Raw genomic sequence first — 15,276 nt, 5'->3', positions numbered from 1 at the left:
GTCGAAGGGCGGTGTCGAAGGGCGGTGTCGAAGTAAGCCGAAGTGCTTTCAAAAAGTGCAAGCTTTTATGAGGTGGCAACTGAAAAACCTTGCACTTAATTCCTACTTCAAGAAAAAATCGTTCCTATCCAACTCTTGAAACTGTCACCGTGGCGTAGCACCTGTCACTGGTCCTTCACAGATAACTTTTTCAGCAAACCCTAAATATTTCTCCCTAACTCCCCCTACCATGAGGAAAATAGGAAAAGGGGCGTTCCTCAACGCCCCATCTATGCAATCAAAATCCTCATTTCCACCGTCAGCCAAACAATTCAAGGTTTTGGCAATTTGGCAGACAAAATTTTTTAGTTACCGTTTTAATAGAAATATCAACAAAAAGAACAGGACAGTTAAAAATAGTTCCAAGGGAAGGATGGCAGCCAACCCTCAGAACTTACAGCCACTCGCCAGTTGTTGATGAAGCACTGCACAACATCGCTATATGTTGTAGCAGTCCCTTAACCTTGTAGTCGCTTCACTACAACTGGCTAAATATCTCACAGGAAACATATAACGCTTTTATTAGTTTTATCAGTTCATCCATTGTTTGGTTGAGCATTTTTTGATTTGGCATGAGCCGTCTAAAAAAACATTGGTTAGTCATTAACTCTTAGTCGCGCAGCATTTGGGAAATGATTTTGTCAGCTTGCAATCTCTGATAAGTCAAGCGGAGCAAACTAGCAGTATCGAACAAACCACAAACATAGCAGGCAAAACCCAAAGCATCGAACAGCATCAAGCTACTAACGCCTTCTTTGGCCAGGGATAATACAAACCCAGTCACCCCTGGCGCACTTGTATCTAGTGGCATTATCGACAACAGGAAACGTATACAATCGGCTGAGACAATCGTGCCTTCTAATTCTTTGCTATCCGTCGCTAGACGAACAATACCAACCAAAATTTGATTTGGTGTCATTCCTTCTTCCATGAGAAGGACAAATAAAGATGCCAGACTATCTGGAGTGTGTTTATCGAGTTTGATATTCATCGTGCTTACATATTTACGTGTAACAATAAACTCAAAATTTTTTGTAGATCCGGAAAATTTAAGCCAATTTTTTTACTTTCTAGATGTGAAATAATCGTTACCGAGCCAACCGTAATTACTGAGTGAAGGCAAGTCAGTAATATATACTAGCAGTCAGTAGAAACATTCCACCGGAATATTTTTACAGCATTAAAACCTCTTGCTGCATAGCAGAATGAGTTACATTTTTTACTTAATTTACCAACAATATTTAGTATTCAGTAAATCATAAAGTTATTTGTGTAGGCTGGCTGTGGAGAACTGTTAGTTTTGGTAAAAATAATTCCAGAGTTAATGAGACAGAGCAAATCAAATCTCTCATCTAACAAACCCTACCATTTACCTAAATATCCAAAGAGAATTTCCGAAACCTCAGAAATTTCCTCTCTGCACCCTGCACTTTTTTGCTTGACTAACACAGCAGATTACAAGTTCCTGAAACTACAAAATCTACTGACAAATTGATGCACCATGACCATTAGACTACTAATCACGGTAGCAGTTTCCGAATCTTAAACCACAAGGCAACATCTTGGCTGTGATCTGAGTCATATCTGTTAGGTTAGGGAATAGGGAATAGGGAATAGGGAAAATTTCTGAGGTGGAATGTGCGTCAAAGGATTAAATTGTATCTCTAGCTGTGTGTTTTTTTCTGGTTGCGGTTTTTGCGTCATGTCAATCACCAATCACCAATTACCAAGTAACGATAAAATGGGAAAGTAGCTTGTTTTGCTTATTGGGTACTATCTAGATGCTATCTACACTGCGTGCCGACTTTCGCATCATTTTTGAACGTGACCCAGCAGCCCGGAATTGGTTAGAAGTCTTGTTTTGCTACCCTGGTTTACAGGCTTTAATCCTTCACAGACTGGCTCACTGGTTGCGTGCTATTGGCATTCCCTTTATTCCCCGGCTCATTTCTCATATTGCTCGGTTTTTAACGGGTATTGAAATTCACCCAGGGGCAGTAATTGGCAGAGGCGTATTTATTGACCACGGTATGGGCGTTGTCATTGGCGAAACCGCCATTATTGGAGACTACGCCCTCATTTATCAAGGCGTTACCCTGGGTGGTACAGGTAAAGAAAGCGGTAAACGTCACCCCACATTAGGTGAAAACGTCGTTGTTGGTGCAGGGGCAAAAGTTTTAGGAAATCTGCAAATAGGTAATAACGTCCGTATCGGTGCAGGTTCAGTAGTTTTAAGAGATGTTCCCTCTGATTGTACCGTTGTCGGGATTCCTGGACGTATTGTTTACCGTTCTGGAGTGAAAGTTTCACCATTGGAACACAACAACCTACCAGACTCGGAAGCTCAAGTAATTCGTAGTTTACTAGATCGTATTGAAGCACTAGAAGAAAAAATAGAAACTCTACAAAATCCCGTCAAAGTTCCGGTTTTAGTAGGTAAATACATTCAAGTAGATGAATTACCAAAAGAGCATAATTTCTGTAATCTTCGAGATAAAACAATACAGGAATTTTTAGACGGTGCTGGGATTTAACCAATGTAATAATTCAGGAATCAGTAGTTAGGAGTCAGGAGTCAGGAGTCAGAATATTTATTTGTAGCAGGTTTAAACAAACATACAAATCATGAATACAGAATCAATAACCAAATACCTTAAACAACAGAGAATCCTATTAAACATTATTTTGTTTTTTGTTACTGGTTCTGTATTTTATGGGTTACTCTTGCGTGCAGGTTTGATATTTCCAGTGACAGAAATTGCCGAGGTTTTATGTATGACAAATTGTCAAACAAATCACAAAATACATAAACCTATAATTGGCAATGAATTATTAAATTATGACCAACCAATAGAAAAAATAATTACCGAACCTATTAATAAAGATCAGATATCTATTTTAATTGAAAAATCTCAGCACAGACTAACATTATATTACAATCTCACACCTATTAAATCTTATCCTGTGGTTTTTGGTGCTAACCCCACAGGTGATAAAAAAAGAGAAGGTGATAAAAAAACACCCGAAGGGATTTTACAAATTAAAGACCTTTATCCTCATCCCCAATGGTCAAAATTTATGTGGTTAAATTATCCTAATTCACAATCTTGGAGAAAGCATTTTCAAGCTAAAATCAATGGTGAATTAGCTTGGTATCTTCCTATTGGTGGTGAAGTAGGTATTCATGGTGTACCTGCGGGTGCTGATGAAATGATTGATGCAAAAAATAACTGGACTTTAGGTTGTCCATCTTTAAAAAATAAAGATGTAGATGAATTATATAAAGTTGTTCAGAAAGGTACGATTGTGGAAATTTTACCTTAATGTCAAGAGCAATAGGTGACAGGTGACAGGTGACAGGTGACAGGTGACAGTAATAAAAGAATAGAAGTTAGGAGTCTACTACCTGAAGACTTACGGATTGATTTCTTCAAAATCCCATTCTTGATTTTCATCAAGTTTATAAATAGTTCTATTTTGTGGTTCACCCCGCAATTCTAAATAGTCTACTTCGGTAGGTTCAAGTAATAATAAACAAAAGGTTTCTAATGGTTCTAAAGGGTTGGGTGCTGATGGTGTAAATGCTTCTGGTGTTCTTACTCTTTCTTTACCAGGAGTAGGCCAAGCAAATTGTAAACGTGCAGCATCACTTAATTCTTGCCACATTTTTATTCTCGCTGGTTGTAAATGTGGATGAGAATTAGCAGTAATTAAAATTAATTTTCCACTAATACGAAATTGTTCTCTAGAGTTGGGAAAATACCAACAAATTTCTGCTGCTGGTTGTTGTGGTATTTGTTCAGCTTTTGCACTACGAATATCGGTAATAAATTTTAGCTGGTTGGTATCTTCCAGAAAACCACGAAATACTACAGTGCGGTTTGCAGGTAAACCATTTTCTCGCACGGTTGCAAGTTGCACATAACGGGAATAAACCAAACTGCGGTTTTTGTGTAAAGCGCGAGTTATTAAACTTCTCCAAGGTGCTAGGGACATTATTATTACTGTAAGATTTTTGTAATTTGATTTTTATTGGTTGGTTATGTAATTATAATTTAAAATCTACTATTTTTGAAATCCCAACTTCTATAAATAGTGAATTTTTTTGAAAAGTCAGGGATCTGATCAGTAATAAATTAATCTTGCACTTGACTTAACCAACTTTGTAAATCTTTTAAACTGGTAGAGTCTAACAACGCTTCTCCAAGATTTTCTAAATTGCTCAAAGATAAGTTAGCAATATTATTTTTTGCTTCCTCCGGTAACTCTCCCAAACGTCTAGTTAACTGTCGCATAACTAAATTTAAAGCACTTTCTTGTCTTCCTTCCTGTTTAATTTCTTGATAAGCGCGACTTCTTTCTAATGAAATTCCTAACATGACTTGAACCTCCCGCAAAGTCAGATTTTCAAACCTGTACATCATGATTGTAGTAATCATTTCTAAAATCATCTCATTTGATGATGATTCTTGATTACTTTTTGTTAATAAATACCTAGCTGCTGCTGGTGCTTGACTTTCTTTTAAAGTCGTCAGTACCATTAACCCTACCCATACAGGTAATTCTTGAATGTCTCCCAACTCATCTAAATATATTCTATGCACTTGATCGCCATCAAATACAAATATGTTACATATTATACAAAACACTTCAAATCACAAAGTGGTAAATTTAGCAACCTTTCATAATATAACGAGTTGGCGTTATAGTCTTAATCTGTTAGTCAGCAATCAGACTTTATTATGGTTCAAGAATTGCAAGGTCAACGTCAGAGTGCATCTTTTCCCGAAACCGCACCAGCAGCAAACCCTGTATTTTTTAGAACCTACAGCCGTCGTACAGCAGCAGGTTTAAGATAATCCTGGAATGAGGTGTGCGATCGCACTTTACGCAATTTATCTAGACACAACTTATCCCCAACTCAAGGAGATATGTAAATGAATAATGATGAAAAATCAGCGTTACTTGCTGAACTTGCCCAACTTGGTATTAAGCATAACTCTGAAAAAATAGTAAGGATTGCTAAAAAAGCAGATGGCAAAATCGTATTTTTAGAAGAAGGAAACACTCAAGCAGGACTCCAGCATATATTAGAAGAACATTCTTCACAATTTGCAGATCAAGGTATAGGATCCGACCAGATACCAGATGCAATTATTACAGCAATAACGGAAGGTAAAATAATTGGATATCAAGGAAGAAAAAACACTCGAATTATTTATGAAGTTAACTTTAATAGCAAAACTCACTACATCGCTGTTACTGTAAGCAATAATGGGTATATAGTGGGAGCTAACCCTAGAACTTCCCCATAAGTTGGTAAATTGATTATGGCAGAAAAAATCAAACTCATGGCTGATTATGGATGCTACCCTTTATGGTGGGTTAGCTCTGATCAAGTTGGAGATATTGATCCAGAAACTATGCTATTAAGTGAAGAAACTATCAGCCGTTTGGCAAAATGGGCAGATATTTATGATGCAAAGTTAAACTGGGAAGATCCTGGTTCATCTGGGTTTTCAGATGTAAAAGCAGCAGCAGCTTTTGAACAAGAAGGTATTAGTTTGTGGAAACAACTACAAAAAGAACTTGCACCTAATTATGAAGTTTTATATTTTAGTGAGCAATTACGTAGAGTTGTAACAGATATCAATGAATTAGAATCTTTACTTGCTATCAATGCTTAGTAGTAAATGATAACCTTCACTAACCCTGGTACATAGTCAGGGTTTGACAATAAAAATAAAAAATTGTTACATATTATACAAAATACTTCAAATCACAAAGTGGTAAATTTAGCAACCTTTCATAATATAACGAGTTGGCGTTATAGTCTTAATCTGTGATTAAGCTACAAAAATTTCTTATGGTTCAAGAATTGCAACGTCAACGCCAGAGTGCATCTTTCCCCGAAACCGCACCAGCAGCAAACCCTGTATTTTTTAGAACCTACAGCCGTCGTACAGCAGCAGGTTTAAGAGAATCCTGGAATGAGGTGTGCGATCGCACTTTACAAGGTTTAGTAGAGTTAGGCAAACTTACCCAAGAAGAAGCCGCCCTCTTAGATAAAATGCAACGCAACATGAAATCCCTACCCAGTGGCCGCTGGTTGTGGGTTGGTGGCACAGACTGGTTAAAAAAATCAAAAAACTTTTCTGGTGCTTATAATTGTACTTCTACCAACTTAGTAGACTGGAAAGCCTTCGGTTTAATGATGGACTTGGCCATGATGGGTTGTGGTACAGGCGCTATTATCGAACCGCAGTATATTAATCAATTGCCCCCTATCCGTAATCGCTTAAATGTTACCATCACAGGTGAAGTTGGCCGTACACCTGTAGAACAGCGTCGAGAATTTACAGAAACCGATATACAAGGTAACACCGTTACTATTCACGTCGGAGATAGTCGGGAAGGTTGGGTAAAGTCCTATCAAACCCTGTTAGAGCTTTCTACCGATGAACGCTTCAGTTCGACTTCGCTCACTGACCATACCGATGACGTTCAGGTAATTGTAGATATTAGTGATGTACGTCAGTCCGGGGAAACCTTGAAAGGTTTTGGTGGTGTTGCTAACCCAGTAAAATTACCTGGTTTATATGAACGCTGCGCCTCTATTCTGAATAAAGCTTTAGGTAGACAGTTAACCTCTGTGGAATGCTGTTTATTAATTGATGAAGCTGCTGTATCAATTGTTGCTGGAAATATACGCAGAAGCGCGGGGATGCGCCAATTCGTTGCAGAAGACCAACAAAGCGCAACAGCGAAAGATAATCTTTGGCATCAAGATACAGAAGGTAACTGGCGCATAGATCCTGAGCGTGATGCTTTACGTATGGCCAACCACACAAGAGTATTTCACCGCAAACCCACCCTAGAAGAATCTATTGCCGCAGTGCAAAAGCAATATTACAGTGGTGAAGGTGCAATTCAATGGGCTGGTGAAGCGGTGGCAAGAGCTAATATTGATTTACTCAACACCCCAGAACTGAAAAAAGACTTCCTGCAAGCTTACGAACAAGGAAAAGCTAAAGCATGGATACAACAACATCATCCAAATATTGATGAACAAGAATTAGAACATCGTTTAGGTAGATACGGGCTTAATCCGTGTGGTAAATAATTATACTTGCCTCACGTAAAAATCCGGCAAAATCGGTGAAAGCTGAGACTGCTAATGCCGAGGTAATTACAGGAACTAAAAAGCCTGTAACACCGTAGAGAGTAGAAGTTGAACCTCCCAGGAGAATAAAAGACTTCCACGAGTGCCGGACTACAGGAAACTGTAGAAAATGTACTCCGAGCTAGTGCGAATTAAAGCACTAGAACTAAAGGATAAAGAGCCTTTAGGATAACAAAACTGGAAATAATAGGAACTAATTTCCACTGTAATTTGTCTGAGGTACACTTAAACCAACTCGATCCCGACAACTATAAAGAACAAGAGGAAGCATTTAAAGCCGGTGCTTTATCTGTTGCTGCATTATTAAACCATCACTTCCAAGAACCCCGCTATCAATATAGTCGGGAACTTGATCCCATCGTCGGCGTTTCCTTCACTGGTTTATTTGACTTCTTTGTTCATGCTTTTGGTGTGGACTGGTTGCGCTGGTGGGAACAAGGCAGACCTGAAACCCCTGAAGGACTGATATTTAAACGCGGTGAGCAAAAATACCTCAGCAAATGGAGAGAAATAGTACATAACGCTGTTTGGGAATATTGCGATAAACACGGAATTAAACGCCCCAACCGTTGTACTACTGTGCAGCCTAGCGGGACAAAATCTTTATTGACTGGTGCTAGTTCTGGTTGGCATCCACCCAAAGCGCAAAGGTTCATCCGCCGGATCACTTTCCGTAAAAATGACCCTGTAGCCTTAGCCTGTATAGATTATGGGTATAATGTCATACCTTCTCAATCTGACAAAGACGAAAACGGTAACTTGTTAAATGATCCGTTTGATCCTCGTTGTACAGAATGGTTGGTAGAAATACCCGTGGCTGTCTCTTGGGCAGATTTACCAGGAGCAGATGAAATTGATGTATCCAAGTTTTCTGTATTGGCACAGTTAGATTTTGTGATGCAAGTGCAGAAATACTACACTACCCATAACACCTCAGCGACTTTAGAGTTACGTTCTGAGGAAGTTGAAGTTTTGGGAACACGCATTTATGAAGCGGTGAAAAATGATGAAGGTTACATTTCTGCGGCTTTATTAGCGCGGTTTGATGACATTCAAACTTTCCCCCGTTTACCCTTTGAACCCATAGACAAAGCAACTTATGAGCGTTTATCTGCTGAGGTGAAAGCAAGACGTAAAACCGATGATTTTTGTGGTGCTTTAGGTCGTTATGATTTAGGGGAAATGTCAGAAGCAGGACCTAGCGGTTGTGACTCTGATAAATGTATGTTCCCTGAACAGTCACCCACATAAGGAGGCAGAAGGCAGGAGACAGGAGGCAGGAGACAGGAGGCAGGAGGCAGGAGGTAAATATTTTTTTCCCTCGTTCCCTATTCCCTGTTCCCTGTTCCCTGTTCCCTGTTCCCTAAATATTTTTAATTTCAATCACATGAGTTGAACTTATCCATTCTCCTTTTGCATTGTAGGTACGAATTAACCTTTGGCGTTCGTTGTCTGTGACTAACCAACCTGCTTCTACAAAAAAGGGTTTTCTTAGTTCTAGTTGGACGGGAACATTACTAGAAATTCCATCGGGTAATAATAAGATTTCTCTGATATTTCCTTCTTTTTCAAATATCAATTTATTACCTGCTATCTTGGCTTTTGAGCTAATATTTTGACCAGCAAATGATAGCTTATGTTCTAAATATCCGTTGTCTAGTTCTTTGATTTCTAAATAACTGGTATTTGTTTCTGAGGGGCTGAGGTCTGAATATACTGTGTGCGCTTGACCTTCCCATTTACCAATTAGTTGTTCTACTGTCAATGGTGGTCTTTCTTTGGCTTCTGTACCAGTTCTAAATTCTCTAATTAAGGTTAAATTACTAAATTTTCCTTGTTTGTCAAATAATTGCACTAAGCGCGATCGCCTATTTTCATCTATAAAGCCATATTCTGCACCAAATTCTGTAAACGGTGCTAGTTGTAATGTTCCTTTGGCAAACGCACCTGTGTTAAAAAATATGTTTTCTTTGGCTAAAGAACGATATTCTTGTTGATAATCTTGAATGGGAGAACTATCATAATTATTACTATCAAAACGACGTAATCTAAACAGTACAGCTTGGTTATTATCAATGGCTTCTAAGTTTAAAATGCTAGGCGTAGATTTTAATATTTCTCCCTGGGGGGATATTTGAGTAAATGAACCCCTCCACTCACCTATATTTTTGATAAAGTTTTCCCAGTTGCTTGTCATAGCTTAATAAATTTCAATTCAATTAATTTGTTGTGGATTGAAAAAATCATAACTATTATACATCTTAATATTATTAAATTTGTTTATTGTCACTTATTAGCCAGTATCTGTTAAGATTGATGAAGAATTAATAATTTTTTTACGGCAATACTTGGAGAGTGTAATGTTTATTAGTGAATTGTCTCCTCTATTTAAAGAACTTGCCCAGCATCCAGTGTCATTTATGGGTGGGTTTGTTTCTGGTGTCCTCCGACTTAACCTAGCTGATGATCCTGTTAGAAGTTGGCTAGATCAACATATTACTTCAGCCAACTTCCCCAAAACAGCCACTGAAGTCCAGAATGGCAAAGCCTCTGGCCCTCAACAAATTTCAATTGATTAATCAATTATAAACCGTTAACATTTCAACGTTAACGGTTTATAATTGCTAAAATGTAATTAGATTACCGCAGCTTGTTAGCAATAAATTCTGTTAAATTATCCAATAGATCAAAGCATATAATTTTATATTATAATTCTTTGTAAATTCTCATACTTTGGAAAATGTCATAATCAGTTATCATAATGAGCAGATGGGTATGTTCAGTCTGGTGGCAGGTTGAGTAGTGAACTAGTATAATTGATGACTAATCTCCTACAATTTTTGTCATACATGAATCCAAGGCAACGGGAGCAATGCTTAAAATTTGCTGAGTTCCAGTTTCCATCTGAACTATCGCTTTTTGTTGAAAATTACGTGACTCATAATGACTATCTACGTTGGAAATCTCTCTTACCGCGCAACCGAAGCAGACTTAAAAGCCGTGTTTGCTGATTATGGCGAGGTCAAAAGAGTTGTTTTACCTACTGACCGCGAAACCGGAAGGATGCGCGGATTTGCTTTTGTTGACATGATCGAAGATGCACAAGAAGATGCTGCTATCACAGAATTGGATGGTGCAGAATGGATGGGTCGTCAACTAAGAGTGAATAAAGCAAAACCACGAGAGGATGATCGACGAGGTAGTTGGTCTAAAAAAGAATATTAATAATATAGAAGTCTTATCTTAGCAGATTGTTTCTATTTATGCAAGTAAGCGATCGCTAAAATCCAGCTAGAAACAATTGCCAATCACACAACGCTATATAATTATGCCCGACTAGAGATTCATTGCAGACAAATGTTAAGACTAGTCGGTTTTTTTATAGCAAATTCAGTCTTGATTATTCCAGCCAAAATTTCCGCATAAAGTCCCTGAAATTGTTTGATATTCGTGACAAATCCTAACAGATTTTTAGCATTTGTGGAAAAGTGATTTTTTTATAGGTACTATATATATAGTATATATAGTCATCCTCAATGATTTCTCAACACTTTCTATTTCCTGTTTATTGCCCTCATGAGTCAGTATGGCTACTTCATGCAAGGTATAAACACTCAAACTTTTGATTTAGCTACATTTATGTTGGCAAAATTCGGATGCTCCCAATATCAATGTTATCGGTAGCATTCATTATATTGATCAATTTGAGGTCACTAAAATAGTTAATATATTTGAGATTTTAGTTTTAATAATTGTATTTATTTTTGTATTTTTCTTAAATAAATTTTCGCCAAATACAAATTAAATCTTCCAACTAAGTACAAATAACTCAAAACTATGGATATTCAAGAACTATTAACTAGGTATGCCAGAGGAGAAAGAAGCTTTAACGGTATTGCATTACCTTCCGCAAACCTACAAGGAGCTAACTTGGGTGGTATAGACTTTGGTAGAGCAGACCTCAGAGGTGCAAACCTCACCGCAGCATCTTTGAGTGGAGCAAATTTAAGTAAAGCAAATCTCAGAGGTGCAACATTAGAAAATGCTAATTTATCAGAAGTGATTCTCTGTGGTGCTGATTTAACTCAAGCTATACTAACTAATTCCCATTTAAATGAATCAGACCTTAGTGGAGCTTTATTAACTGGTGCAGATTTATGTGATGCTAATTTACATCAAGCATCAATCACAGCCGCCAACTTACAAGGTGCAAATTTAAGTGGTGCAAAAATGGGAGGTGTGCGGATGTGGAAGGCAAATTTACAAGGCGCAAATTTAACCGGCGCTGATTTAAGTGAAGCTAATCTGTGTGAGGTAAATTTGACCAGAGCTAATTTAAACGCCACAGATATGAGTGAAGCTTTTTTAACAGGTGCTATTATGCCCGATGGCAGTATTCATAGTTAATGAAGAAACAGGAGGCAGAATTTTGGATTTTGGATTTTGGATTGTTTTTGCCAATTCCAATCTAAAATCTAAAATCTAAAATCTAAAATCTAAAATTTTCTTTCCCTGTTCCCTGCTCAAACCGATATGATAACTATCTGTACAGAAAAACATGGGTGCAAAAATGTCAGAATTACAACAAAAACGGGTAGTAGTTATCGGTGCTGGTTGGGCGGGTTTAGGGGCAACCTATCATTTAGCAAAACAAGGTTATGATGTCACACTTTTAGAAGCAGGACCATATCCTGGTGGTTTGGTAGCAGGTTGGCAAACCTCAGCAGGAAAATCTGTAGAAGCCGGTATTCATGGCTTTTGGTATCCTTACAGAAATATATTTTCTCTCATCAATGAATTAGAAATAAACCCCTTTACAACTTGGACTCGTTCTGCTCAATATTCTCCCGCAGGTTTAGAAGTTGAATCACCAATTTTTCAAGATTTACCCAGACTACCAACCCCCTTAGGAACTTTTATTTACCCGCAATTTCAAAGATTACCATTAATTGACAGACTCAGCGCCTTACCTTTACTTTATAGCTTAATTGATTTTGATAATTCTCATGATGCTTGGCAAAGATATGATTATATAACCGCCCGTGAATTATTCAAAACTTTTGGTGTTTCCGCCAGACTTTATAAAGAAGCATTTGAACCTATGTTATTAGTGGGTTTATTTGCCCCTGGTGAACAATGTTCAGCCGCCGCCACTTTAGGAATGCTATATTATTTTATCCTCGCTCACCAACCAGATTTTGATGTAGTTTGGTGTCGGGGAACAGTAGGCGAAAAAATCTTTCGTCCTTGGGTGCAGAAGATAGAAAAGTTAGGGGCGAAAGTTTTAGCTAAACATCGAGTTACAGATGTAATTGTCGGTGGTAATAATCAGATTAAAGGTGTAGTTTGTGGTGATCAAGTTTTTGATGTTGATGCCGTGATTTTTTCTGTAGGAATTACAGGAATGAAAAAAATTGTTGCTAATAGTTCTAGTTTACAACATTATGCAGAATTTAGAAATATCAGCAATTTAGGAGCAATAGATGTATTAGCGACTCGGTTATGGTTTGACAGAAAAATCAATATTCCTCGTCCTTCTAATGCTTGTTTTGGATTTGATAATACAACCGGATGGACTTTTTTTGATTTGAATGCTTTGCATGATGAATATAAAAATCAAACCGAAACAGTTGTAGAAGTTGACTTTTATCATGCCAATCAATTTTTACATTTAAGTGATGAGGAAATTGTCAAAATAGTTCAAGGTTATTTAGCAACTTGTGTACCAGAATTTAAAGAAGCAAAAGTAATTGATAGTAGCGTCATTCGTTTAGCAAATGCAGTTACACATTTTTCGCCTGGTAGTTATCAGAATATGTTACCAGCTAAAACCAGTTTGAATAATGTATTTATGAGTGGTGATTGGATTATTAACCGTCACGGTTCATGGTCACAGGAAAAAGCCTTTGTTACAGGTTTGGAAGCTGCAAATTTAGCAATTGATTATTTAGGAACAGGGAAAAAAGCAAATATTTTACCTATAGAACAAGATGAACATCATATACAAATAGCGAGAAATGTGAATCAAGCTATCCGTGATGTGGGTAAATCAATTTTACCTAATTTTTGGTTGCCTTAATTTGCTTAATTTGCTTAATTTGCTAAATTAGATCCCCTAGATCCCCGACTTTTTTTATTATCATGTCCATAAATTTTGACTGAATTGCAGAAGTCGGGGATTTTGGTATCAATTATGATCCTTGAATTGATTTTTGTATTTCCTCAACTTGCTCAATAGATAACTCTGTAACTTGAGCAATTTGTGGTAAACTCATACCAATTCTTAGTAAATTGATTGCTACATTCCTAGCTTTTTCAGCTTTACCTTCTTCGAGAATTTCTTGGTAAATTACAGACTCGCGCATAATTTCACTCCTGAAAATCTTCCTGATCACTTGTTTATCTAAAACTAACCCTGCTAACACGCTACTAGCAGCAGCTATATTTCTTTGTAACCTTGGATCTGTAATGGTTTCAACAGCTTTCGCTACTTCGTTTTTACTGTCACCTACTTACCATAAACTCAGTTGATTACTATTACTAATAGTATTCCAAGGTAAAGGCGGAACTTCTACACCATTTTCCTCTAATAATTGTTGAAAATAACGAGCATTATTAGGAGACATATCCTCTGTAGGACAATGTACAAACAAATAAATTTTAATTCCCTCTGATAACCACTTTTTAATATATGTCACCCATTCATTCATAAATTGCTCATTCATAGATAAACGGGGATGGGAAATAAACCGAATTAATGTAAAATTGGCAGTGACAGAAAATTGTACTGGTAATTGTGGTTTACGCCTTTCTGATGCTAATTGTGGATCATCTTCCCCAGAATACACAGGACGAGTATCTAATAAAACTCTACCAACTCCTAAATTTTCTAACAAAGTTGTTAAATTACTCAAATGAGGTTCTTTAAACCAGTCACCATGTCTCACCTCTAATGCTAAAGGTACATCTTGACGTGGCCATGCTTCCAGGAATGTCTGCAAGTCATCCAGTAACGCAGGTGAGTAACTCGGTGGTAGTTGGGCAAACATTGGACCCAAACGCTTACCTAATGGTTGCATTCTCTTTAAAAATGCTAACGCTTCAGGAATATGGGGTTGCAGTAATTTTTGATGGGTAATATCTCGCGGTAACTTTAGGCAAAACTCAAACCCCGGAGGTGTTTCTGTCATCCAACGGGTAACGGTTTCCGGGTTAGGAACAGCGTAAAAAGTGGTATTACCTTCTACCGTGGTAAAACGACGACTGTAAAGATGCAAAAAGTCCGTGGTGCGAGTTCCAGAGGGGTAAAGTTCGCCCACCCAACCTTTATAAGCCCAAACTGCACAACCGATGAAAAATTTCACAAAACCAGTTCACAAAACCAAATACTATCTGATCTGATTTAATTCTATAACTAGGTATTGGGTTTGATAATGTTTGATGATGTTTGATGATTAATTTTTGCCACTACCTGCTAGGATTGTATCAAGATTCTATAATAATGAGTACCAAATAAATTGGTATATTTTTGGTAAACTTATGCCCAGAAAAGAACAAGGTTGGGTAACATTCCAAACCTCAGAGGAAGAACGGAAGATTTTAGAAGAGTTCTGTCAGCATTCTCAGCGCACTAAAACTGAGATTTTGCGGGAACTGGTACGCGGGTTAAATCAAAAACCTGCTGCATCTGCACCCAAAATATCACAACCAACCCCCCAAGAGAAGGTAGAAACTCAGACTGTTGAGATAGGAAATATTATTCCCAAGAAACCATTAAAAGTTAGTTCTCGTAATGTTTTAAAAGGAGTGGTTAAACGAGTAACTACCGGAACTGTTAACAGTGAAATAACTTTAGAAATTGTGCATAAAGTTGAATTAACTTCAATCATTACTAAAGTATCTGCGGAGGAATTAGGATTAGTGGAAGGTGCAGAAGCTTATGCTGTGATTAAGTCTAATGATATTGTCATTGCTAAGGATTAAATGTAAGCATTCAGCCATCAGTAATCAGTAGGGGTTTAGCAGTGCTAAGAAAATGTTTGAAAAGTCACTCA

The 15,276-nt window shown here is 37.5% G+C and carries 15 protein-coding genes and 2 pseudogenes; 11 read left to right on the top strand and 6 right to left on the bottom strand.

Features of this window, described 5'->3' with window-relative positions; translation table 11 throughout:
• Positions 1-649 precede the first annotated feature (649 nt).
• Positions 650-1,030 (bottom strand): hypothetical protein, encoded by a 381-nt coding sequence (locus PN497_RS19605; protein WP_096568079.1) that lies wholly within the window; start codon positions 1,028-1,030, stop codon positions 650-652.
• 790 nt (positions 1,031-1,820) lie between these two features.
• On the opposite strand from PN497_RS19605, the gene cysE reads away from it, so the two are divergent.
• Positions 1,821-2,573 (top strand): serine O-acetyltransferase, encoded by a 753-nt coding sequence (cysE, locus tag PN497_RS19600; RefSeq protein WP_096568077.1) that lies wholly within the window; start codon positions 1,821-1,823, stop codon positions 2,571-2,573.
• Positions 2,574-2,664: 91 nt separating this feature from the next.
• Positions 2,665-3,363, top strand: coding sequence for a L,D-transpeptidase family protein (locus PN497_RS19595; RefSeq protein WP_096568075.1), 699 nt, complete (start codon positions 2,665-2,667; stop codon positions 3,361-3,363).
• Positions 3,364-3,453: 90 nt separating this feature from the next.
• Here the strand turns inward: PN497_RS19595 and PN497_RS19590 are convergent, their stop codons facing one another.
• Positions 3,454-4,035 (bottom strand): Npun_F5749 family FMN-dependent PPOX-type flavoprotein, encoded by a 582-nt coding sequence (locus PN497_RS19590; protein ID WP_096568074.1) that lies wholly within the window; start codon positions 4,033-4,035, stop codon positions 3,454-3,456.
• 140 nt (positions 4,036-4,175) lie between these two features.
• Positions 4,176-4,688 (bottom strand): DUF4351 domain-containing protein, encoded by a 513-nt coding sequence (locus tag PN497_RS19585; RefSeq protein WP_272110772.1) that lies wholly within the window; start codon positions 4,686-4,688, stop codon positions 4,176-4,178.
• A gap of 288 nt (positions 4,689-4,976) precedes the next feature.
• On the opposite strand from PN497_RS19585, the gene PN497_RS19580 reads away from it, so the two are divergent.
• The 4 genes and pseudogenes from PN497_RS19580 to nrdJ (PN497_RS19565) all read left to right on the top strand — a co-directional run.
• The gene (locus tag PN497_RS19580) at positions 4,977-5,354 is read left to right on the top strand and encodes a hypothetical protein (RefSeq protein ID WP_096568072.1); all 378 of its coding nucleotides are present in this window, start codon (positions 4,977-4,979) and stop codon (positions 5,352-5,354) included.
• A 15-nt stretch (positions 5,355-5,369) separates the two neighbouring features.
• The gene (locus PN497_RS19575) at positions 5,370-5,726 is read left to right on the top strand and encodes a hypothetical protein (protein ID WP_096568070.1); all 357 of its coding nucleotides are present in this window, start codon (positions 5,370-5,372) and stop codon (positions 5,724-5,726) included.
• 179 nt (positions 5,727-5,905) lie between these two features.
• Positions 5,906-7,159 (top strand): annotated as a pseudogene (gene nrdJ / locus PN497_RS19570) (ribonucleoside-triphosphate reductase, adenosylcobalamin-dependent); the annotation flags it as partial.
• 243 nt (positions 7,160-7,402) lie between these two features.
• Positions 7,403-8,473, top strand: a pseudogene (gene nrdJ, locus PN497_RS19565) (ribonucleoside-triphosphate reductase, adenosylcobalamin-dependent); the annotation flags it as partial.
• Positions 8,474-8,585: 112 nt separating this feature from the next.
• Here nrdJ (PN497_RS19565) and PN497_RS19560 read toward each other — a convergent pair.
• Positions 8,586-9,419 (bottom strand): DUF3598 family protein, encoded by an 834-nt coding sequence (locus tag PN497_RS19560; RefSeq protein WP_096568068.1) that lies wholly within the window; start codon positions 9,417-9,419, stop codon positions 8,586-8,588.
• A 163-nt stretch (positions 9,420-9,582) separates the two neighbouring features.
• On the opposite strand from PN497_RS19560, the gene PN497_RS19555 reads away from it, so the two are divergent.
• The 4 genes from PN497_RS19555 to PN497_RS19540 all read left to right on the top strand — a co-directional run bounded on the left by PN497_RS19555 (position 9,583) and on the right by PN497_RS19540 (position 13,301).
• A complete protein-coding gene (locus PN497_RS19555; RefSeq protein WP_096568065.1) occupies positions 9,583-9,801 on the top strand; it encodes a hypothetical protein in 219 nt (72 codons plus the stop codon).
• A gap of 364 nt (positions 9,802-10,165) precedes the next feature.
• Positions 10,166-10,447 (top strand): RNA recognition motif domain-containing protein, encoded by a 282-nt coding sequence (locus PN497_RS19550; protein ID WP_096568063.1) that lies wholly within the window; start codon positions 10,166-10,168, stop codon positions 10,445-10,447.
• Between the two features lie 612 nt (positions 10,448-11,059).
• On the top strand, positions 11,060-11,629 hold the full coding sequence (locus PN497_RS19545) for a pentapeptide repeat-containing protein (RefSeq protein ID WP_096568061.1): 570 nt from the start codon (positions 11,060-11,062) through the stop codon (positions 11,627-11,629).
• 163 nt (positions 11,630-11,792) lie between these two features.
• The gene (locus PN497_RS19540) at positions 11,793-13,301 is read left to right on the top strand and encodes a hydroxysqualene dehydroxylase (protein ID WP_096572681.1); all 1,509 of its coding nucleotides are present in this window, start codon (positions 11,793-11,795) and stop codon (positions 13,299-13,301) included.
• A 112-nt stretch (positions 13,302-13,413) separates the two neighbouring features.
• Here PN497_RS19540 and PN497_RS25795 read toward each other — a convergent pair whose 3' ends face one another.
• Both PN497_RS25795 and PN497_RS19530 read right to left on the bottom strand, forming a co-directional pair.
• Entirely contained in the window at positions 13,414-13,587 is a 174-nt protein-coding gene (locus PN497_RS25795; protein ID WP_334310678.1) for a hypothetical protein, read from the bottom strand.
• A 147-nt stretch (positions 13,588-13,734) separates the two neighbouring features.
• Complete coding sequence (locus PN497_RS19530) at positions 13,735-14,586, bottom strand: DUF72 domain-containing protein (protein WP_096568058.1); 852 nt, start codon at positions 14,584-14,586, stop codon at positions 13,735-13,737.
• 175 nt (positions 14,587-14,761) lie between these two features.
• Here PN497_RS19530 and PN497_RS19525 point away from each other — a divergent pair, with 175 nt between their 5' ends.
• Entirely contained in the window at positions 14,762-15,205 is a 444-nt protein-coding gene (locus tag PN497_RS19525; RefSeq protein WP_096568056.1) for a TOBE domain-containing protein, read from the top strand.
• Positions 15,206-15,276: the final 71 nt, after the last annotated feature.

Source organism: Sphaerospermopsis kisseleviana CS-549, from assembly GCF_028329225.1.
In the GTDB taxonomy this organism is placed as follows: domain Bacteria; phylum Cyanobacteriota; class Cyanobacteriia; order Cyanobacteriales; family Nostocaceae; genus Sphaerospermopsis; species Sphaerospermopsis kisseleviana.
This window is presented reverse-complemented; position numbering and strand designations above follow the sequence as displayed.